At 60.4% G+C, this 20,132-nt stretch carries 16 protein-coding genes and 1 tRNA gene; 8 read left to right on the top strand and 9 right to left on the bottom strand.

Annotated features, from left to right (window positions below; translation table 11 throughout):
* Nucleotides 1-248 precede the first annotated feature (248 nt).
* Nucleotides 249-333, top strand: a tRNA-Leu gene (locus FGW20_RS09475).
* 219 nt (nt 334-552) lie between these two features.
* On the opposite strand, the gene tnpB is transcribed toward FGW20_RS09475, so the two are convergent.
* From tnpB to FGW20_RS09460, 3 genes are all read right to left on the bottom strand, one after another.
* Complete coding sequence (tnpB, locus tag FGW20_RS09470; RefSeq protein ID WP_301677847.1) at nt 553-1,665, bottom strand: IS200/IS605 family element RNA-guided endonuclease TnpB; 1,113 nt, start codon at nt 1,663-1,665, stop codon at nt 553-555.
* A gap of 321 nt (nt 1,666-1,986) precedes the next feature.
* Nucleotides 1,987-2,766: a class I SAM-dependent methyltransferase gene (locus FGW20_RS09465; protein ID WP_301677846.1), complete on the bottom strand. Its 780-nt coding sequence runs from the start codon at nt 2,764-2,766 to the stop codon at nt 1,987-1,989.
* 243 nt (nt 2,767-3,009) lie between these two features.
* A complete protein-coding gene (locus FGW20_RS09460) occupies nt 3,010-5,268 on the bottom strand; it encodes a PAS domain S-box protein (RefSeq protein ID WP_301677845.1) in 2,259 nt (752 codons plus the stop codon).
* A gap of 328 nt (nt 5,269-5,596) precedes the next feature.
* Between FGW20_RS09460 and FGW20_RS09455 the strand changes: the two genes are divergently transcribed.
* Complete coding sequence (locus FGW20_RS09455) at nt 5,597-7,105, top strand: TrkH family potassium uptake protein (protein WP_301677844.1); 1,509 nt, start codon at nt 5,597-5,599, stop codon at nt 7,103-7,105.
* 409 nt (nt 7,106-7,514) lie between these two features.
* Here the strand turns inward: FGW20_RS09455 and FGW20_RS09450 are convergent, their stop codons facing one another.
* On the bottom strand, nt 7,515-7,835 hold the full coding sequence (locus FGW20_RS09450) for a Na(+)/H(+) antiporter subunit B (RefSeq protein ID WP_301677843.1): 321 nt from the start codon (nt 7,833-7,835) through the stop codon (nt 7,515-7,517).
* 413 nt (nt 7,836-8,248) lie between these two features.
* Between FGW20_RS09450 and FGW20_RS09445 the strand changes: the two genes are divergently transcribed.
* Nucleotides 8,249-9,658: a phosphoadenosine phosphosulfate reductase domain-containing protein gene (locus tag FGW20_RS09445; RefSeq protein WP_301677842.1), complete on the top strand. Its 1,410-nt coding sequence runs from the start codon at nt 8,249-8,251 to the stop codon at nt 9,656-9,658.
* Nucleotides 9,633-10,241 carry an imidazole glycerol phosphate synthase subunit HisH gene (gene hisH / locus FGW20_RS09440; RefSeq protein WP_301677841.1) on the top strand — a complete coding sequence of 203 codons (609 nt, stop codon included), beginning with the start codon at nt 9,633-9,635 and terminating at the stop codon, nt 10,239-10,241. The genes FGW20_RS09445 and hisH overlap by 26 nt, the downstream gene beginning before the upstream one ends.
* 466 nt (nt 10,242-10,707) lie before the next feature.
* On the opposite strand, the gene FGW20_RS09435 is transcribed toward hisH, so the two are convergent.
* Nucleotides 10,708-12,546, bottom strand: a complete 1,839-nt coding sequence (locus tag FGW20_RS09435) for an AMP-binding protein (RefSeq protein WP_301677840.1) — start codon at nt 12,544-12,546, stop codon at nt 10,708-10,710.
* 167 nt (nt 12,547-12,713) lie between these two features.
* On the opposite strand from FGW20_RS09435, the gene FGW20_RS09430 reads away from it, so the two are divergent.
* The 4 genes from FGW20_RS09430 (at nt 12,714) to FGW20_RS09415 (ending at nt 16,273) form a co-directional block, all read left to right on the top strand.
* Entirely contained in the window at nt 12,714-13,562 is an 849-nt protein-coding gene (locus FGW20_RS09430) for an SDR family NAD(P)-dependent oxidoreductase (RefSeq protein WP_301677839.1), read from the top strand.
* A gap of 34 nt (nt 13,563-13,596) precedes the next feature.
* Entirely contained in the window at nt 13,597-13,773 is a 177-nt protein-coding gene (locus tag FGW20_RS09425) for a hypothetical protein (protein WP_301677838.1), read from the top strand.
* A gap of 277 nt (nt 13,774-14,050) precedes the next feature.
* Nucleotides 14,051-15,565: a DUF1538 domain-containing protein gene (locus tag FGW20_RS09420; RefSeq protein WP_301677837.1), complete on the top strand. Its 1,515-nt coding sequence runs from the start codon at nt 14,051-14,053 to the stop codon at nt 15,563-15,565.
* 15 nt (nt 15,566-15,580) lie between these two features.
* Nucleotides 15,581-16,273 carry a hypothetical protein gene (locus FGW20_RS09415; RefSeq protein WP_301677836.1) on the top strand — a complete coding sequence of 231 codons (693 nt, stop codon included), beginning with the start codon at nt 15,581-15,583 and terminating at the stop codon, nt 16,271-16,273.
* 9 nt (nt 16,274-16,282) lie between these two features.
* Here FGW20_RS09415 and FGW20_RS09410 read toward each other — a convergent pair whose 3' ends face one another.
* The 4 genes from FGW20_RS09410 to FGW20_RS09395 form a co-directional block, all read right to left on the bottom strand.
* The gene (locus FGW20_RS09410; RefSeq protein ID WP_301677835.1) at nt 16,283-16,411 is read right to left on the bottom strand and encodes a hypothetical protein; all 129 of its coding nucleotides are present in this window, start codon (nt 16,409-16,411) and stop codon (nt 16,283-16,285) included.
* A 211-nt stretch (nt 16,412-16,622) separates the two neighbouring features.
* Entirely contained in the window at nt 16,623-16,937 is a 315-nt protein-coding gene (gene encB, locus FGW20_RS09405; protein WP_496197198.1) for an encapsulin nanocompartment ferritin-likeEncB family encapsulin nanocompartment ferritin-like cargo protein cargo protein, read from the bottom strand.
* 68 nt (nt 16,938-17,005) lie between these two features.
* Complete coding sequence (locus FGW20_RS09400; protein ID WP_301677833.1) at nt 17,006-18,688, bottom strand: bifunctional metallophosphatase/5'-nucleotidase; 1,683 nt, start codon at nt 18,686-18,688, stop codon at nt 17,006-17,008.
* Nucleotides 18,689-18,836: 148 nt separating this feature from the next.
* The gene (locus FGW20_RS09395) at nt 18,837-19,274 is read right to left on the bottom strand and encodes an FKBP-type peptidyl-prolyl cis-trans isomerase (protein WP_301677832.1); all 438 of its coding nucleotides are present in this window, start codon (nt 19,272-19,274) and stop codon (nt 18,837-18,839) included.
* Nucleotides 19,275-20,132 lie beyond the last annotated feature (858 nt).

Below are 20,132 nucleotides of genomic sequence, written 5' to 3'. Positions count from 1 at the left end.
CCTCCGGCATGACAGCCTCCGGTTAGTTTTGTATGTTATGTAATGTATATTGCGCAGCATATATTTTTCTGCGAATATGTGTGGGCTCTTTTTGCGTCTCAGATTGCGGATCATAGAAGATGCAGGGGTTTTTTTGGGATCGAGGGTTGGTGCGGGCGGTACCGCAGTTCCCGCACCCGGGGCGGCGGGCCCGCGCACCGGGCGGCGGGGAGCAATTATAATGTTCCGGGCACCGATACTATATGCAGGCGGGGGTTGCCGAGCCTGGTCAAAGGCGCTGGATTTAGGGTCCAGTCTCGAAGGAGTTCAAGGGTTCGAATCCCTTCCCCCGCATACTCACAATTCTGCATCCCCGAGATCGGGGATTACTGTACTACGCGACCCGGATGACGGTCTACGGGGCCGGCGGGGTGGTGGCGGTGCGGCTGCAAGGAAAACGCGATGGACAACGTTATCGCGTGAACTACCCCGCCCTAAAGGGCGGGGCTTCCTGCTTCATCCCCCCTCCCAACGGAAGTGAGTCCACAGGCCCTTCGGCGCGTTCCGCACCTGTCATACACCGACAAGATTCTGCTCTTGCACGGCAAACTTCTTGATATTGATCGCTGCGTTAATATCTCGATCGTGGACGGTACCGCAATCGGGGCACGTCCATTCCCGATCCGAGAGTTTCAGATCCCGGTTTATGTATCCGCAGCAGTTGCAAATTTTTGAAGATGGATCGAATTGCCCGATCTTCAGGAGAGTCTTCCCATATTTCCGGCATTTGTAGTCCAGCATTGTGAAGAAGGTGCTCCACGATACATCGTTGATGCTCCGTGCCAGTTTATGGTTCTTCTGCATTCCAGCAACGTTTAACGATTCTACTGCGATGGCTTGGTTCTCGCTCACAACTTGATAGGAAAGTTTGTGTAGGAAATCGTTGCGCTGATTTGCTACCTTCTCATGGCATCTTGCAAGGTTCAGGATCGCCTTCTGCCGGTTCTTCGATCCTTTTATCTTCCGGGACACCCGCCGCTGCAATACCTTCAGACGCTGGAGAGAGTCTTTCAGGTACCGGGGATTCTCAATCTTCTCGCCAGTCGAGAAGGTTGCAAAGTCTGGCAAGCCAACATCGATCCCGATCGTCGTTTCAGATGTGAATGGTACCGGAGTCGGTTCAACCCATTCGTCATCAACTAAAATGCTGATGAACCACTTTCCGGTCGATGTCACCGAAACCGTTGCATATTTCATCTTCCCGGCGAACACACGATGCAACTTCGTCTTAACGTCACCGATCTTCGGCAGTTTGACCCGGTTAGACTCAAACTCTACACGGTAGTGTTGTGGTACCTGAAACGACTGTACCGGATTTTTCTTCGACTTGAACTTCGGAAATCCCTTCTTCTCACGGAAGAACCGAGTGAAGGCATTATCAAGATTCCGGTTCGCGTACTGGAGCGACTGTGAGTTGACGTCGGCTAACCACGGATACTCCGTCTTGAGTGTGGGAAGTTGGCTGTTCAGATCGAAACATGATAACCGTTGTCCGTTCTGCTCATACGCTCGGATCTTTTGTTCCAATGAGTGGTTGTACACAAACCGACAAGCGTGGATATGTCTCATGAGCAGTTGGATCTGCGCTTGAGTTGGATACATCCGATACTTGTAGGCTTGCAACATTACAAACATTGATCACACTTACAGTGATAAATGTGTTCCTATAATCGTATGGCGAAGGGGCTCCGCTTTCATCCCCGGCCTAAAGACCGGGGTCTTCCCGCTCCGCCCCTTCAACCCCGCGAGATAAAGATTCTGGTTTCAAAAAGAGCTGAAGGAGATGGAAGCACGCCGGCAGTCGGGACGTCACGGGGAGCGTCGGGGCTGATCGCCGGCTACCAGCAGGGGAACCGAACTGTCCACCGGCTCACACGGAGTGGTGCAGGCCGTCTAAGAGGGGGCACAGGACCACCCCGGTGCAGGGAACACGGTACAACGAGCACCTCACGGCTTTCGGAACGAAACCATCCAGAACTTCCCATCCCAGAGGTCCCTGGTCGTAACATCGAACATACCGTCTGGGATGAGCCCGATGGGAGGATCATAGACCCCCGGTTCTGGTTCCGGCATAAGCGGGCCAAAGAAGGTCGATTGCTCTTTGAATTTCACCGATTCATCAGCGACATACAGGTTCGCACCGGGTTTTGCGACACGAATCATCTCATGGATAGCCGTTCTCTTGTCATTAAATACATTGATGCTGCCGATGTGAAATACCACGTCAAAGAGTTCGTCGTTAAACGGGAGCGCTTCTGCGTTTCCCTGGACCAGCCCCACATCGATTCCCCACTTCCCGATGTTTTTTCTGCACTTATTCAACTGCCCGTATGTGATGTCGTTTCCGAAAAAACGGCCCTCCACCCCATGTTCATACAGGTTTCGGATTTGCTGACCGGTTCCAACAGAGGTCTCCAGGACACGATCGCCGGACTCAACCTCCATGATCCCGGCAATCTCATCCAGCCACTGCTGGACATTCCAGACATTGAATGTGTAAATAAGGTCATAAACAAGACTAAAAAGGTCGTAATTTCTCTGCTGCGTCCTGTTCCACCCGAAGACATCGTCTTTGCGGAGGATCACCGGTATCCCGTTCCTGACCGCGAAGCGCTCGCTTGTTACCGTATCTATCATCGCATCGCCTTCAAAGGCAAGCGGATTTCCGGTAGCAGGGTTCTGCAGCAGGGTCAGCAGTTCATCCTGTCTGGTTTGTGCAACGCACATGATACATCCCTCAGGAGTGCCTTAAGAAAAAGCTGAGCCGAATTAGCCCGCCAATGCGCGGCCGGTTTGTTCAGGCGGTTCAAATGCATATAGTGGCGGAGTACGGCACATCACCATATAATGTGTTCGATCTGTCCGGGAAAGCACCAGCGGAGTCACGGCACTGCCCGACGAAGATCGGTGTCCGGAGACGGAGAAAACCGGGATCGGTTTCCAGCTGAACCACGAGTCTGCGAAACCCCCTCACGCCAGTTCGTGCTTCCGGAGGAACTCCCTGACTTGCCGCGACTCGATCCAGCCCTGGTCGAGTTTCACGATATAACTGTTGATCCGGTCGACCTGCTCCCGGATCCTCCCCGTAGTCGCCCCTTCGTCGAGCAGCTCGCTCATCCCGAGGATCACCTGGAGCGGCTGGCGGATATGGTCGCCGAGGATTGCGAACTGCTCGATGTTCCGTTCGATCTGCTCAAACGCATGCTGCCGGAGTTGTTCGTTCTGTTTCCGCTCGGTGATGTCCCTGCCGACCACGTGCACCCCGATCACCGACCGGTCGCGGACGATCGGGGACTCGTTCAGTTCGAGGTAGGCCACCGACCCGTCTTTGCGGCGGAACTCGACCTCGAGCCCCTCGACCGGCTCGCCCCGGTCAATCTTCGTTCGCCCCTCCTCCCAGGCGGGGAGCGACGAGGGGGCGACGAAGTTCCGGCACTTATTGCCGATGAGTTCTTCGGGCGTGTAGCCGAGGATTCGGTTCACCGCCGGGGAGATGTAGGCGATCCCGCCCTCGTTGTAGGAGGTGTAGATCATATCGAAACTCTGCTGCATGATCTCCCGGAACTGCGACTCGCTCCTTTCGAGGAACTCCCGCGCCTGGAACCGCTCCATCGTTCTTCCGAGCCGCCCGGCGACGGTATCGATCAGCGCCCGCTCTTCGGCGAGGAACGGGCCTTCGTCCTCCTCGCCCCTCTCGCGAAGATAGCAGACATCCACCACGCCGACCCTCTCGCCGTGGACAACAATCGGGGATACCTGCCGCCAGGGCGTCTCCCGGAACCCCTCCGTCCTATAATCGCACCCGAACGCCCTGATCCTCGCGACCGCGTCCTCCGGGTACTGCCACCCGGAAGGGAGCAACTGAACGACCTCGTGAAAGATCGCGTCAAGCGTGATCTCCGGCTGCTCGATGATGCGGGATACCGCATACAGCGCCGAGAGCTCGTTCACCCGGTTGTTCAGGTCGTGCGTCAGGCTTCGCAGGGCATCTTCCGTCTGCTTGCGCTCGGTGATATCCCTCGCGATCACCGCGATCCGGCTGACGCCGCCGCGTGCATCCCTCACGGGGTAGAGGACGGCGTCATACAGCCGCCCATCCCGGCAGTCCTCGAACCGTGCGGGCCTGCCCGTCCCGGCAACCTCGCGGAAGCGGGCCGCGCAGATCTCCGGCAGGTTCGGCGAGAAGAACTCCTGCACATTTATGCCGACGAGTTCCTCCCGACTCCGCGCAAACAGCCGGGTCGCCATTTCATTGGCGTCGATGATCCGGCCATCCATATCGACGAGAACGATAACCTCGTCGGGAGCGTCGAGGAGGGCACGCGCCGTCGCCTCGCTCTCGCGGAGAGCGCATTCGGTGCGCTTCCGGTCGGTGATGTCGTAGAGTTGCTCGACGATGAACGCCAATTCGCCCTTCTCATTGAAGATCGGGCTCGAGCGGCACTCCAGGTACCGCCCGAGTTCGGGCACGAACTTCTCCACGACCTCCCGCTTCCTGCTCGCGACCGCAAGCTCCGTCGCGCAGACCGGGCAGGGCGCCGTCCTCCCGATGAGGTTGTAGCACTTCTGCCCCGCCACCTCCTCCGGCGTCATCCCGAGCATCTCGTAGCCGGCGCGGTTGTAGCGCAGGATCGTCCTGTCCGGCAGCTGGACGCCGACGATATCGCCGAGGTTCTCAAAGAGCCCCTCGAGCAGGGTGTTCGCCTCCGCGAGGCGGCGGCGGGTCTGCTCCTCTCCGGTGACGTCCTGCCAGGAGACGGTAGCACCGGAAACGGCCCCGTCCATGATGATCGGCGAGGCGGATACGACGACGTGAAGATCCTCACCGCCGGGACTGTGGACGGTGTACCGGCAGGAGGTGAGCCTCTCTCCCCTGAGCGCCCGGTGCCCGGGGAGATCGCCGGGCGGAACCGGTTCGCCGCCGGGGTGGCTGAGCGAGACGTCGCGCCCTCCGAGGAGCGCCCGGGCTATCCGGTTCTCCTCGCCCGGGTCCGCCGCGACCACCCTGCCGTCGGCGTCGTAGACGATCCCCTGCCTGCCGACGGCGGCAAGAAGTGCATCGCGTTCCAACTCTGCACGGGCGGCACGGACGGCGAGTTCGTGGTTTTTGCTGAGCAGGGCCTCGATCCCCGCCGTCAGCCTCTCCCGCGACCGGCAGTCGAGGACGGGAGCAGCGTCCTGCAGTAGTTCCAGAAGATCCGCCGGGGATTGTTCTTGCAGCTTCTCCATATCTCACTCCAGAAACTGTTCCGGCACCCGGATGCGTGCCCGCCCGGCGGATCCCGATCGGTTGCAGGCCTCTTGGGCTTCGCCGGGCAGACGACGCTTCCCGGGGGGTTTGATGGGCACGGTGCGGATACGAACCGCCACCCGCCGGGACGAATGATACAGACATTAGTATAATTTTAATCTGATAAAATGGGTTGGTACCACAATCCTTCACCTGGGGTTGAGAGGGGGTGGGCACAACCGCGGCAGATGACCACAATATAGATAGCCGATACGCGTACCTCCGTGGTGCGGCTAGCGATCTCGTCGAGCCGCACCGGGTGCGAGAATGCACCGTCACAAAAACCGCTTCTTCCCGGAACCTGGAAGAAAGATGCTGCCGGCGGCACACAGCCAGTTCGCGATCATAGCGCCCGATATCGGGCTCATCTTCCTCTTCATCGCGCTGGTGTCGTGCTCCCCGTTCCTGGTCGCCCTCTGGTACGGCGAAGAGAGCATCCTTTTCCCCATGGCCTCGGCGCCGGCGGGGTTCGGCATCGTCGGAGTCTGGCTTGCCGGCATCCCGAAGGCGGAGGGAGAGGCACGCCTCTCCGTCGCCCTCTCGGCGGTCGCGCTGATCTGGCTAGCCGCCGCCCTGATCGGGGCGCTGCCGTATACATTCGGCCTCAACCTCCCCTATACCGACAGCGTCTTCGAAGCGATGTCGGGCTGGACGGGAACGGGGTTCTCCCTCCTCCCGTCGGTCGACGCTACGCCGAAGACGATCCTCTTCTGGCGGTCGCTGACCCAGTGGATGGGCGGACTCGGGATCGTCGCGTTCACCATCGCTCTCGCGGGCAGATCGGGCCTGACCCGGTTCCGGCTCTACCGCTCGGAAGGGCGGTCCGAGACGTTCATGCCGGGCGTCGTGACCACGGCCGTCGAGATGTGGCGGATATACCTGGTGCTCACCGCCCTCGGCATCGGGCTCGTCCTCCTCTCGGGCATACCCCTCTGGGACGCCGTGAACATCGTCATGACGGCGATATCGACCGGCGGATTCGCGGTGCATTCGGCCGGCATCCTCTACTACGACAGCCCGCTGCTCGAGATGCTCGTCGTCCCGGTCATGATCGCCGGGGCGCTGCCGTTCAAACTCTACTTCCTGCTCTACTACAAAAAGAGGTTCCAGTTCTTCTCCGACCGGCAGGCGATCCTTCTCTTCGCGCTCATCTTTGCCGGGTGCGCCGCCGTCACCCTCGACCTCGCGTTCATCTCGGCCCTCCCCCCCGTCGAAGCGCTCCGGGAGGGGATCTTCATGACCGTGAGCGGCATCACCTGCACCGGGTTCCAGAACGCCGACCCGCGGAGTTGGTACGGCTCGACGGTGATGATTCTCACCGCGCTGATGCTCGTCGGCGGGTCGGCCGGGAGCACCGCCGGCGGTATCAAACTCGGCCGGGTCATCCTCGGCCTCGAGATGCTCCGGTGGTGGTTTAAGAGGCTGCATACCGGCTGGCGGACGATCACCCCGCTCCGGCACGACGGGCGGCCGATCCTCGAACACCTCCCGGAGTACGAGGTCTCAAAGAGCATGCTTGTCGTCGTGCTCTTCGTCCTGACGGTCGCAATCGCCACCCTCCTCCTGCTCCACCTCGCCCCGCAGGACGGATTCGACTCCGCCGACATCATCTTCGAGGTCGTCTCCGCGGTCTCAAGCGTCGGGCTCAGCACCGGGTTCGTGAACCCCGGGATCTCACCTGCGGCAAAATGGCTCTTCATCATCGTCATGTGGGCGGGGAGGCTCGAGATCGTGCCGGTCCTCGCCCTGGTCTTCGGGGCGGCGCGGAGGCTGTAGATTGCGAGGTTTCATGCAGTCTGCCCTCTCAGGCGTTCGCAATAGCGGGGGGAGGAGATCGCTGAGACAAGAGAATAATTGGCGATGAGTTGCCCCTCTCAGGCGTTCGCAATAGCGGGGGGAGGAGATCGAGCAGTGTAACCAAAAAAAAGAATAGGGTATGCCGGCGGTTCAGTTCTTCTTAGCCTTGTCCTGAACCTTCTCCGCCTTCTTCTCCAGCTTCTTATCCTGGACCTTCTTGCCCTTTGCCATGACACACCTCCCTCCTGAGGTGAGATAGATCTGATGTTATCCGGGAGAGATATGGATTTTATAGCCTGAATGTCCTTTTAGAAAGGATCTGGACAAAATTTGGGGTTTTCCCCCGAAATCCGGGCTGCAGCGGGAGAGGGGGTCGCACCGGAGTGCCCTATGCTCCGCGCCCGGCAGCGGAGAGTATGTAGAGTGCGACGAGAGTGAGCGCCCCCACCACCTGGACGCCGATCACGAGGGGCACGACCGGGATCGCGCCGGCAATCGCGAAGCCTCCGGGTATCGGACCGATATCGGCCGGTGTCCCTGCAGGTGCCGAGCCGGGTTCGGCGAGCCAGTCGCAGAAGAGCATTGCCCCGACCGCAAGCATGGCGACCGCCATGAGTATGAAGATGAACAGCCCGAGTACCTCGGTTTTTCGTAGCGTTCTTCCTGCAACGCGCATCGATACCATCTTTGCACCTCTGCTCTCATGCATCTTCTTCACCCCGTATCCCCCGTCCGGCGGTTACGGTTCCGGACCTGGGCATACTCTTGATTGCCGTAACGGGAGACCCCGGTAGATCCGGGGTCTCTCCGTTTGCCGGCGTAGAATTGTTGAAGCGCCGGCACCTGGTCGCCGGGCACAATTCTACATGATTGAACATGATAATATTGTGGGACAGTCTATATATTTAATAGTTTGCTCCGCCCCGTCCAACGCATCCGGAGCGCTGGATTCCCGCGAATCGGAACATCTACCCGGGGTTTCGGCACCTGGTACTGCGGGGTGAATCGCCGGCGGGGAGGAGTGGCCCTCTCGCGGGGCAAATTTGCCGCAGGAGAGGGTGCTACGGGAAGGATGTAAAGTACACCAAGATATTTATCCGTTTCCCTCCAACGAATATGAGAATGGCCCGCATTTACCTCGGCAAGATCCTGCTTCGCTGGTGCGACGCATGCCATGCCCCCGTGCTCTCCGGGGTCTGCGCCTGCGGTGCCCCCACCCGTCCGGTCGCCGTCACGCCGCCGGGAGACGCCCGGCCCGCGTTCCCCGACGACATCGAGCGGATCAACCGCATATTCCATGAACATTTCGGGGCGCCGCTGATACCGGAGGGGCACATCGCGCTCTTAAACAAGGTTCCTGCCGACGACCGCATGGACGAGATCGTCCTCGGCGGGGCGGTCGTGGGCGCGATCCGCTACTTCCCGGACGAGCGCCGCTGGGAGCCCCTCCCGCGCCCGGCCGCCGCGAGTTACCTGAAGCCGACGAAGCGGTATGTCGTCGTCGACGACGGCGCGATCCCGTCCATCCGTGAGTCCGGGGCAAGCGTCCTCGCACCGGGCCTCGTCTCGATCGATCCTGCCGTCGCCGAAGGCGACGAGGTCTTCATCCTGACGAAGGCCGGCGAGTGCGTCGGTGTCGGCAGGGCAAAGGTCGACGCCGCGACCGCCGGGACGATGAAGCGGGGAGTCATCGTCAGGACGCGAAAAAACGTTCAGTCGGTCTGTGTTCCTGGAGAAGCGACGTGGGAAGATGCCGTCAGGGCAAACGAGCCGGTTCTCGCGGATTATGAGGCGAGAAGCATCCGGTTCATCCGCGAGGTCGCGGAGCAGAACCCGCAGAGGCCCACGGTCTCCTACTCCGGCGGCAAGGACAGCCTCGCGACCCTGCTCGTCGTCTTAAAAGCGCTCGGGCCGGTGCCGCTCCTCTTTGCGGACACGGGGTTCGAGTTCCCGGAGACCTGCGAGAACGTGGACGCGGTGGCCGAACGTTACGGGCTCGAAGTCTTCAGGATCTGCGACGAAGAGGCGTTCTGGAAGACATTCGAGGAGAACGGCCCGCCGGCCGTCGACAACCGCTGGTGCTGCACGGTCTGCAAACTCCACCCGGTCGGCCGCCTGATCGACGAGAACTGGGGAGAATGCCTCTCGTTCATCGGGCAGCGGAAGTACGAGTCGGTAAGGCGGATGCAGAGCCGGCGGGTCTGGAAGAACTCCCATGTCCCGCAGCAACTCTCGGCGGCCCCCATCCAGCAGTGGACGGCGATGCACGTCTGGCTCTACATCTTACGCGAGAAGGCGCCCTACAACCCCCTCTACGAGCGGGGGCTCGACCGCATCGGGTGTTTCATGTGCCCTTCGAGCGACCTTGCGACGTTTGCAATCATCGGGGAGTCGCACCCCGAACTCCTGGAGATGTGGAACGGGAACCTCGCCCGGTGGCAGGAGGAGCGGGGGCTTCCCGGCGACTGGATCGAGCGCGGGCTCTGGCGGAAACGGGGAGACGCAGATGAAGAAGAGGATAGTTATAATTGATTACGGCCTCGGCAACCTGCGAAGCGTTCTCCGGGGTCTCGAGCGGGCGGGAGCGGCACCGGCGGTCACGGCTGACCCGGAGGAAATAGCGTCCGCCGACGGCATCGTCCTCCCCGGCGTAGGGGCGTTCCGGGACGGGATGGAGATGCTCGGCGGCCTCGCAGGGACCGTTCTTTCCGCCGCGAACGAGACGCCGCTCCTCGGGATCTGCCTCGGGATGCAGATGCTCATGGACTCAAGCGAAGAGCACGGCATCCACCGGGGGCTCGGCCTCGTGCCGGGCGATGTGAAGCGGTTCGTCCCGGCCGGCGGGGAGAAGGTTCCCCACATGGGCTGGAACACCATCAATATCGATCCCGAAAACCCGCTCTTTGACGGGCTTCACGAGGAGGAGTACGTCTACTTCGTCCACTCCTACTACGCGGCTGCCGCACCGACGAACACCATCGCGAGCACCACCTACATCCATCCCTTCGCCTCGGCGGTCAACGCCGGGTTCACCTACGGCGTCCAGTTCCACCCGGAAAAGAGCAGTGCGGTGGGGCTGAAGATTCTTGAGAATTTTATCGAGCGGGTTTGCTAGGGGGTTTCCGCTTTTTTAACCCTGATGGGGTGGTGCGGTTGTTTGGTGAGCGGTGCAGCGGGGGTTGGCGTCGTACGTGACGGTAATTGAGTTTCGGTTCGGACAGATCACCGGCACTCACATCGGGGGCACTCATGTGTGCGCTTTGGGTGCGCCCCGGACACGGATTCCGAGGGGATATCGCCATTGGGGGTGGGGCTGACGGGGAGGGGGGAGCATCCCCCCTCCCCTGTCTCTACCTGTAAGCGTACAAACCCCACCCCACCCGGCCTCCGGCCTCCTCAGTCGCCCCAGAGGGGCAGGGGCAGTGCGTGCGATGTCCCCACCGTCCACTGCGCTGTGATATGTTCCTCAATTCAGCCGCTCTGCTTGCCACACCTCGCGGTGTCCGAACTCCCTTGAGTCAGTCTATACGATGCGAGCCTGCACACCATCAAACCCATAAAAAAAACAGAGGGAACCCCGCTCAGCTCCCATTATTGCTCTTCTGCAGTTCCTGCTCCCGCAGCACATTCCTCTGGATCTTGCCGGATATCGTCTTCGGGAGCGACTCCACGAACTCGATCGCTCTCGGGTACTTGTACGGGGCGGTGGTGTTCCGGACATGGGCCTGGAGTTCCTTGACCAGCGATTCGGAGGGCTGATATCCGGGCTTTAAGACGATGAACGCCTTGACGACCATCCCGCGGATGAGGTCAGGCGACCCGACGACCGCCGATTCCTGCACGGCCGGGTGCTCCATGAGGGCACTCTCGACCTCGAACGGCCCGATCCGGTAGCCGGACGACTTGATGACATCGTCGCTCCTTCCGATGAACCAGAAGTAGCCGTCCTCGTCCATACGTGCCTTGTCGCCGGTGTAGTAATACCCGTTCTGGAACGACTCCTGGTTCGCCTCGGGGTTGTCCAGGTACTCCACGAAGAGCCCGGCCGGTCGGGGGTCGAGTTTGACCGCGATCCGCCCTTCCTCACCGCGGCCGACCGGGTTGCCGTCGTCGTCGTGGAGCTCGATCTGCCAGCCCGGAGCGGGTCTCCCCATGGACCCGGGTTTATGCTGCATGCACGGGAACGTCGCGATGCAGCAAACGGTCTCCGTCTGGCCGTATCCCTCGTAGATGGTCTGCTCGGTGCCGTCCTCCCAGACGCGGATCACTTCGGGGTTGAGCGGTTCCCCGGCGCTGCAGCAGTGCCGCAGGTCACGGAAGTCGAACTTGTCAAGGTCGGCGAGGATCAGCATCCGGTAGACTGTTGGCGGTGCGCAGAACGTGGTCACCTCATACCTCTCCAGCAGCGGCAGGAGTTCGGTCGCGCCGAACTTCCCCCGGATATCGTAGACGAAAATACAGGATCCGGCGATCCACTGGCCGAATATCTTGCCCCAGGCGCACTTCGCCCACCCGGTGTCCGAAAACGTCAGGTGCAGGTCGTTCTCCGTGACGTCCTGCCAGAGCGAGGCGGTGATGATGTGCCCGAGCGGGTAACTCTGGTTGTGCAGCACCATCTTGGCCTCGCCGGTGGTGCCCGAGGTGAAGTAGATCAGCATCGGGTCGGTCGATCTCGTCTTCTTCGCGACCGGCATGCTGACCGTGTGGTGCGATACCGGTGCGGGGTACTCGAGCTCGTGCGGGTAGCTCGCCCAGCCCTCCCGCTCCCCGTCCGCGAGGAAGAGGGTGTCGAGCAGCGGGCAGGCGTCGGCGACCTCGTCGACCTTCTCGGCGTTCTCGGCGTTCGTGATGATCATCCGGAACTTGCCGGCCTGCACGCGGTATTTGATGTCTTTCGGGGTCAGCATCGTCGGGCAGGGGCAGAAGACCGCACCAAGTTTGATGAGCGCAACAACAAAGATCCACCATTCCGGGATCCGCGGGAGCATCAGCATGACCCGGTCGCCTTTCTTGATGCCGTACTTGAGGAGGATGTTCGCGGCACCGTTGGAGAGATACCGAAGATCACGGAAAGTGTACTTCCGCTCGTTTCCTTCCTGGTCAACCCAGATCATCGCCAGTTTGTTCCGGTCGGTCTCGGCCCACCGGTCGATGACGTCGTAGCCGAAGTTAAAATATTCAGGGACATCGATCCTGAAGTTGGCACAGGCGGCCTCGTAGTCGGTCATGTTCGGCTCCCGGACGTTTGCGGGCTGTACCCCCGCCGGAACCGCGGTCTGGACGCCTTTCGCGGACGCACCGTTGAGGTACTTCGTGCAGAGGTCGTTGAGCCATTCCGACCGGGACATGCCCTGGTATTCACGTATCCTGTCGATCGCTTTCACGAGGTCGTCATCCATCGTGATCGAGTATCGCACCATGCAGTATAGGTTTGTGGTGCAACATATCACCTTTTTGATTCTTGACGCACCGAAGACTGATCAGCTGCCCCTATTGTGGTGCGTCAGGGCGGAAGGCCTGCCGTGGGGCGCACCAATACTGCGCACCGCCATGTTCAAATAGGGAGGGGGATACACCCGGGCTGCATATGGCAGAGCAGACCATCCTTGTCACGGGCTCGACCGACGGTATCGGGAAGGCGGCCGCACACGCGTTCTCCCGCCAGGGCCACCGCGTGCTGCTCCACGGCAGAGACCCTGAGAAAGGCCAGAGCGTCCTCGCGGAACTGGAGGCCGCCACCGGCTCTGACCTGCTCGATCTCTTCATCACCGACCTTTCGGTGCAGGAACGGGTCAGAAATCTCGCGGAGGAGATTACCGGGACGTACGACCGGCTCGACGTTCTCGTCAACAACGCCGGGGTCTTTATGCCGGAGCGTGAGGTCGCTCCCGGTGGGATCGAGACGACGTTCGCCGTGAACTTTCTTTCACAGTTCCTGCTCACCCACGAACTCCTTCCGCTTCTCATGAGAAGCGCCCCGGCACGGATCGTCAACGTCGCGTCGATCGCTCACCGGAGCGTGGGGTCGATCGACTGGAGAAACCTCCCGGGATTCCCGAACTACGATCCCTACGATGTCTACGCTGTATCGAAAGTAGGCGTCATCGCCTTCACTGCTCAGCTCGCCCGGATGCTCGAGGGGACAGGGGTGACGGCGAACTCCCTCCACCCGGGGGTGATCAACACAAAACTCCTCCGGGCCTACACCCGCGGCGGGAACGAAGGCGGTTCGCCGGAACATGGGGCGGAGGTGGAGACGTACCTCGCAACCTCCCCCGACACCGGGACGATGAACGGCGGATACTTCGAGGAGACCCGGTGGACCCAACCGTCGTCTCTCGCCCTCGATCAAGCGGTTCAGGAGCGGTTCTGGGAGACGGGAAGCAGCCTTACCGGGGCGGTGCAGTGGGCCGACCCGAAAGCATATCCCCGATGAAGGAGAGCAGGCACCCGCCTGGAGGGAGAGTAACATGACAAAGCGCAGCATAAAGGGCGAAGAGAAAGAGGAAACAAAGGAGTACTGGTGCGAGATCTGCGGGGCGGCCTGCGACGAGATCACCGAAGAGAACTACCCTGACCTCGAGAAAGCCCGGACACTCTGCCCGGACTGTAAAAAATCCTACGACGAGTCCTGCAGGATCAGGTGACGGGAAGGGGAGATCACTTCCCGGCCTTCAATTCCTCCATTATCCCCCATAGCCGTGCCGATAGAACTCGCTATGCCGTGCTCCATTTCCTCACCCGCGACATCCCGCGAGAACGGCCGGGCGTCCCGTCAGGCCTCTGAGCCGGGGCAGAAGCCAGAACAGGTCGGCACCCGACCTCAGGCCACGCTGCCCAATGTTATATGCCAGATTTGCCGGAGAGGAGATGCGTTTCGGTCGGGCCCGGTGTACCGAGCCGCAACGATTCGACGGAGTGGAGATGATGTCACACGTTCTGCTTGAAAAACTCAAGGAGTCGCTGCGATCGGTTCTGCCGATCTTCGGCATCGTCTTACTGCTCCATCTAACCCTGGCTCCCATGCCCCCGGGGACGCTGATGCTCTTTGCAACAGGCGCCGTTATGCTCATTGTCGGCATGAGTGCCTTCACGCTTGGTGCTGATGTGGCCGTGATGCCGATGGGGGAGTTGATAGGTTCAAAACTGACCGAATCTCGCAACGTCCGGCTGATCATCCTCACCTGTTTCATGCTGGGGGCGGTCTTAACGGTCGCAGAGCCTGACCTGCAGGTACTGAGCCGGCAGATCGCCGCCGTGCCCGATCCCATTTTTGTGACCACGGTGGCCTTCGGTGTGGGTATCTTTCTGGTCCTCGCCGTGCTCCGGATCCTCTTCCAGGTCCGGCTATCGTATATGTTCGTCGTCCTGTACTCCCTGGTCCTTATCCTGGCCACGCTCACCGGGCTGGACTATCTGGCCGTAGCCTTTGATTCGAGCGGGGTTACTGTAGGCGCCATCACCGTGCCCTTTATCCTTGCAATGGGGGCCGGCATCTCAGCGGTCCGCGGGGAGAAGAGGTCTGAAGACAGCTTCGGGCTCACCGCCATCTGTTCAATTGGGCCGATTCTCGCGGTCCTGATAATGGGTTTGTTCTTTGACCCCGCCGGTACCGGCCACGCCTCTGAATCCGCCGCCACGGTGAGCGGCACGGCAGAACTCGCGAGCCTGTATGCCGGAGGGCTGTTCCAGTTCTTCGGGGAAGTCTCGCTGATTCTGCTACCCATCGTGGTAATCTTTGGGATATACCAGGTGGTGCGCCTGAAACTCCCCAGAACCCAGTTGATCCGGATCGGCGTGGGGATCGTCTACATCCTCTTCGGGCTGACGGTCTTTCTGACCGGAGTGAACATAGGTTTCGTACCTGCCGGAACATACCTGGGCCATGCCCTCTCGTCTCTGCCGTACAACTGGATCCTGGTCCCGCTCGGTGCCGTCATCGGCTTTTTCATCGTTGCTGCGGAACCCCCTGTGCAGATCCTCGTCAACCAGATCGATGAGATCACTCACGGCGCGATCTCACGCCGGATCATGATGCTGGGCCTCTCTGTAAGCGTAGGAGTCGCGCTGATGCTCGTCATGGTTCGCGTCCTGACTGGCATTGAGATCTGGCTGTTCCTGTTGCCGGGCTATGCTGTTGCCCTGGCACTGACATTATTTGCGCCCCAGATCTTCATTGCAATCGCGTTTGATTCCGGTGGCATTGCCGCAGGCACCATGGTGGTCGCATTCCTGCTTCCGTTTACCATGGGGGTTTCCGAAGCTCTGGGCGGCAACGTGTTGACCGAAGCCTTCGGGATCATTGCCGTGGTGGCCATGGTGCCGCTGATCACCGTGCAGGTGATGGGGTTGTTCTACAGGATGAAGGTGCGGCGGGCCAGAGCCACGGCGAAGAGGGCAACCTTTGATATAGAGGATGTAGAAATCATCGACCTGTGAGAAACGGGGACGGGAATGCTGGATGAGACCTCAGCGGGCGGGCCGTTGGTGGTGATGATCACCATCTTCGACCGTGAGCTGGATGAAACGATAATGAACCTCTTTAAGGGTGAGAGTGGGACATTCAATCTCCTGACCCGGGGAAGGGGCACGGCGGATTCAAGAATTATGAGTTATCTGGGGTTGGGCGAGACCGAGAAGACGATCCTCATCAGCACGATGCCCCCGGAATCGTCAAACAGTCTGCTTGCGAAGATACGCGACGAACTGAGACTGGAAAGGCCCGGTCGCGGCATCGCCTTTACAGTGCCCATGGGGAGCGTCTGCGGTGCAAGAACAGTGGATTACCTGCGGGGCTCGTCGCGGGGAGGGGAGGGCAGACGATCCATGGAACTGAGTATGCGTCACGATCTGGTCATAGCGGTTGCAAACCAGGGTTTCTCGGACGTTGTGATGGAGGCGGCGAAGAGCGCGAACGCTACGGGAGGGACCATCATCCCGGCACGCGGTATCGATTTCGAGAACATGGAGGAGTTCTTTGGGGCGCCCATCCTGCCCGAGAAGGATCTGATCCTGATTCTCACCGGGAGCGAGTCAAAGTGCGGCATCATGGAAGCGATCGCCACCCGGGCAGGGCCGCATACCGATGCCGGAGCCATCGTCTTCTCTCTGCCGGTAAACGGCGTGGCCGGGGTGCCCCCGGAGTAGCGGAGGCGGTCACAACCGGATGCGGTGGAGCAGATCGCCGTGCGAGACCGACATCTGCCGGCGCTTCATGTCGCGCCAGACGGCACGCTGGCGATACAGCCAGAAGTCCAGGTCGTCCGGATCGTCGGCGTGGAGCACCGTATGCGCCTCAAGGACCGCGCCCCTACCAGGGGATCTCGTCGAAGATGACGATGTCGTAGCGCCCCATGAGGCTCCATCGCTGAAGTTTCACTCGAAGTCGTATCTGAGTGTATGCATTTGCGGGAAGCGCCGTGACGGCCGGCCCTGACGGGCGGGGTTGCCGGCGCCGGATGCGATCGCCGGCAACCCCCACAAATTCCCGCCGGAATCACTTCCCGCCTTTCTTCAACTCCTCGATCATCTCCTCGACTTCTTCGTAGCCGTGCTGGTAGAACTCCTCTTCGCCGGGCTCAATCTCCCGGAGAAGTCGCAGGAACTCTCCTGCATGCTCTTTCTCCTCGTCCGCGATATCGCGCATCACCTTCTGGACCAGCGGATCGTCGGTCGATTCTGCGATCTGGTTGTAGAACTGGATCGCCTCATACTCGGCGGCGATCGAGAACCGGATTGTCCGGATGAGTTCTCCCCTGTCCAGTTTGCGTTCCATACGGTTCCCGGAGAACGGTTGGGCAAATTCGGGCATGTCAGATGACCTCCGGGGGGCTCATGGGAAGAGGCGTTATTTATAGATTGGGCAGGCTGGCGACCCTTTCACGCGACCTTCGCGATCCTCCCCTCCGGCTCCATCTCCACCGGCTCTGAAAGGGACTCCATGTACGCGACCAGTGCGTCGATGTCGAACGGTCCGTTGACGATATCCGTTCCGTTCTCAAAGACGGTATACCGGTCACCGCCGGTCGCGAGGAAATCGACCATCGCTGCCGTATACCTCGCGTTCGGGTCGAGCGCGGTGCCGTTCACTCTGACCTCGACGATCCTGTGGCCCACGGGCTTTCTCTCGTCGAAAGAGTACGTTAACCCCGATACGGCGAGGTTGTGAGGCGGCAGCGGGGCCTCCCACTGCCGTTCCAGCGCGTCCCGGACCTGTTCTCCCGTCAGGGCCATCGAGAACACGGTCGAAGAGAACGGCTGCACCGCATAAAGGTCGCCCCAGGTGACGTTCCCTTTCGCGATCTCCGCCCGGAGTGAGCCGGTGGTAATGAACGCGATATCGGCGTTCATCGCTGCCCGCTGGCCGTCGGCAACGAGGTTGCCGAGCGCGGATTCGCCGGCGTCGGTCTGTGACCGCGTGATCTCTGCAGACGTAGTCGTTATAACCCGGCCTGTCAGCGGTTCGACCGCCACTTCGCAGGCCTCAAGCAGTGACAGCGTCTCCGGGTCGGGTCTGATGCCGTTTTTGTACGCCGGGACGATCCGCGCCGACGCACGGGTGACATCGCCGGTGATGGGATCGATGACGATCTCGACGTCGGAAAACGCCCTGCTGTAACTGTACGCCTGTGTCACCAGCACCGGATTTCCGCCGGCGTTCTCCAGGTAGGCGTTGGTGAAGAGATGGGTGTGGCCGGAGAGGACGACGTCCACGTCTGCATCAAGGCCGGCGACGATCCCGGCGACCCTGCCGGTGACGTTCTCCCCCTCCCGAGTCGGGCCGTCGTAGGGCTCCTGCTCTCCGCCCTCGTGGAGGAGGACGACGATCGCATGCACGCCCTGCTGCTGGATCTCAGGGACGTAGCGGTTGATCGACTCGGTCTCGTCTTCGAAGAGGACTTCCTCGATGTTGATCGCCTTCTGGATCGAGGGCGTCTCGATGGTCGTGGCACCGATGAACGCGATCTTTGCGCCGCCGGCGTCGCGGATGGTGTAGGGGGCGGCGAGAAGGGTGCCGTTCGACTTCCAGACCACGTTCGAGGAGACATATTCCGCTGCCGCGCCCGGGTAGGGATCCGCCAGGTGGGTGATGGCCGTCTTGCCGTTCCCGCCGCGAACCATCCGCAACAGCTCGTCCATTCCCCGGTCGAACTCGTGGTTGCCGAAGGTCGCGATCATCTCCGGGCAGTCGCCCGCGAGGCTGTTGAAGAAGAGCACGGCGGGTTCGTCCAGCAGCAGCCCGGACTCGGGCGGCGACGCCCCGACGACGTCCCCGGGGAGCGCGATGAACGTGGCCGCCTCACCTGCATCATCCGTCGCGCATTTGAGGTACGACGCAAGCACCGGCGCGCTTCCGGCCGGCTCGCCGTTGAGGTTCTGCCCATTGGGCAGTTGTCCGTGGAAGTCGTTGACCGCGAGGATCTTGACGTGCACCGGTTCGGGGTCCGGGGAGAAGTATCCAGAGAGTGCGATGGGGGTGAGAACGACGATCAGGAATACAAGTAACCCGATGATCGCCTGCCGTCGAGGCGATCTGCTGCGTGTGGATGAACCGGGTAGCACGAAAAAAGGTCTTTCCGGACGGCATAAATACCAGCCGGAACAGGTCCTGGCGGGGACGAGGAAACAGGGCTGTTATGCCGCCGGATGGGATCACACCCGGCCCGGCGCGGCGGGTGCTGTCCCGCGGTCTGTGGTTCGGGAGAGCCGCTCAGCCGTCCCGGGGGAGGATCTCCTTGACGGTGATCGCGTAGGTGATCGTCTCTCCCGCAAGGGGGTGGTTCGCGTCGACGGTGATCCTCTTCTCGTCCACGTCGAGGACGGTCACCAGGCAGGATTTCCCCAGCACCCTGACCCTGATGAACTCCCCGACTACCGGTTCGTGGTCGAGTTTCAGCCTCGTGCGTTTTATCGTGACCACGAGCCGCTTGCGGTACTTCCCGTAGGCCTTCTCCGGGGGCAGCGCCACGGTCACCGTCTCGCCCGGCTCTTTCCCGATCAGCGCCTCCTCGAAGAGGGGATTGATCTGGTTCGCCCCGAGGGTGACCCGGGCCGGCTCGCCCGACCGGGTGTCCTCGAAGACCTCGCCGTCGGGACGGGTGCTGGTGAAGTGCAGGAGCAGGGTATCGCCGTCTCGTATGGGTGCCATAGGTGCCTGATCGGTTTGTCGGGCGGGGGTTTAATTCATTGTAATTGTAATGGATTCCCGGGGAATGTCCCGGACCCTGTTAAAACACCTTATTGGAGAAGTCTCGTCCTGGCAGAGGCATTTTAGGACGACCTTGGATACCGGGCAACCAGGTCTTGATGATGACCGGTTATCCAGCTGACCTTGCGAATCGAGATTTTTTCCACGCTGTGCTTGCAGGCGACTTCAACCTCTCTCGGTCAAGGCGCAAACTGTTAGGGAAGCGTTTTTTTTCTTTTTCCGAGATATTTACAGCGTTTTTTGCCGAAATAGTGTTAATTCTCCGGGATATTCATCCATGATTCACGAGACGTCCCTCATCTTTGAAAACGAAGGTATTTCCGCACCCGATACGTCAAGCCTCCCGAAAAATTGCTAACAATTCCGTTTTTTGAGATCTGAGTATGTGAAACGCTCAAGGGACGGAAAGAATGACGTATAATCGTGATCTGCGCTGTTATTCCAATCGAATGGCAAATCAACTGGCAGAAACGGAAAAGGGGAAAACAAAACTCTTTTGTGCGGTAAGTAAGATAGCGGAATGGGTCAAATCCTGGCCTTTTTGAGCAAACGGCCATTGGCAAGAAACTGCCTGATCACCCGGATGTGATTGTATGTTCTTGAAACAAAAAAATGCCTTATTAATTGTTGGTCTTCTCTTCATGGTGAGATCAGAAAAACGTGGAGGGATAGAGGTGATCCTATAATTATAAGTCCCCTCGGATAAAACTGGGGATCATGGCATTCCGGGAAATTGACGATGATCTCTGGGAGATTGTTCAGAAATACCTCCCCCCAACAAAGCCGCACATCGGTCGA

The organism is Methanoculleus methanifontis, assembly GCF_030464365.1.
GTDB lineage: Archaea > Halobacteriota > Methanomicrobia > Methanomicrobiales > Methanoculleaceae > Methanoculleus > Methanoculleus methanifontis.
The sequence above is the reverse complement of the archived record's forward strand: the minus strand, read 5'-3'. Positions and strand labels throughout refer to the sequence as shown.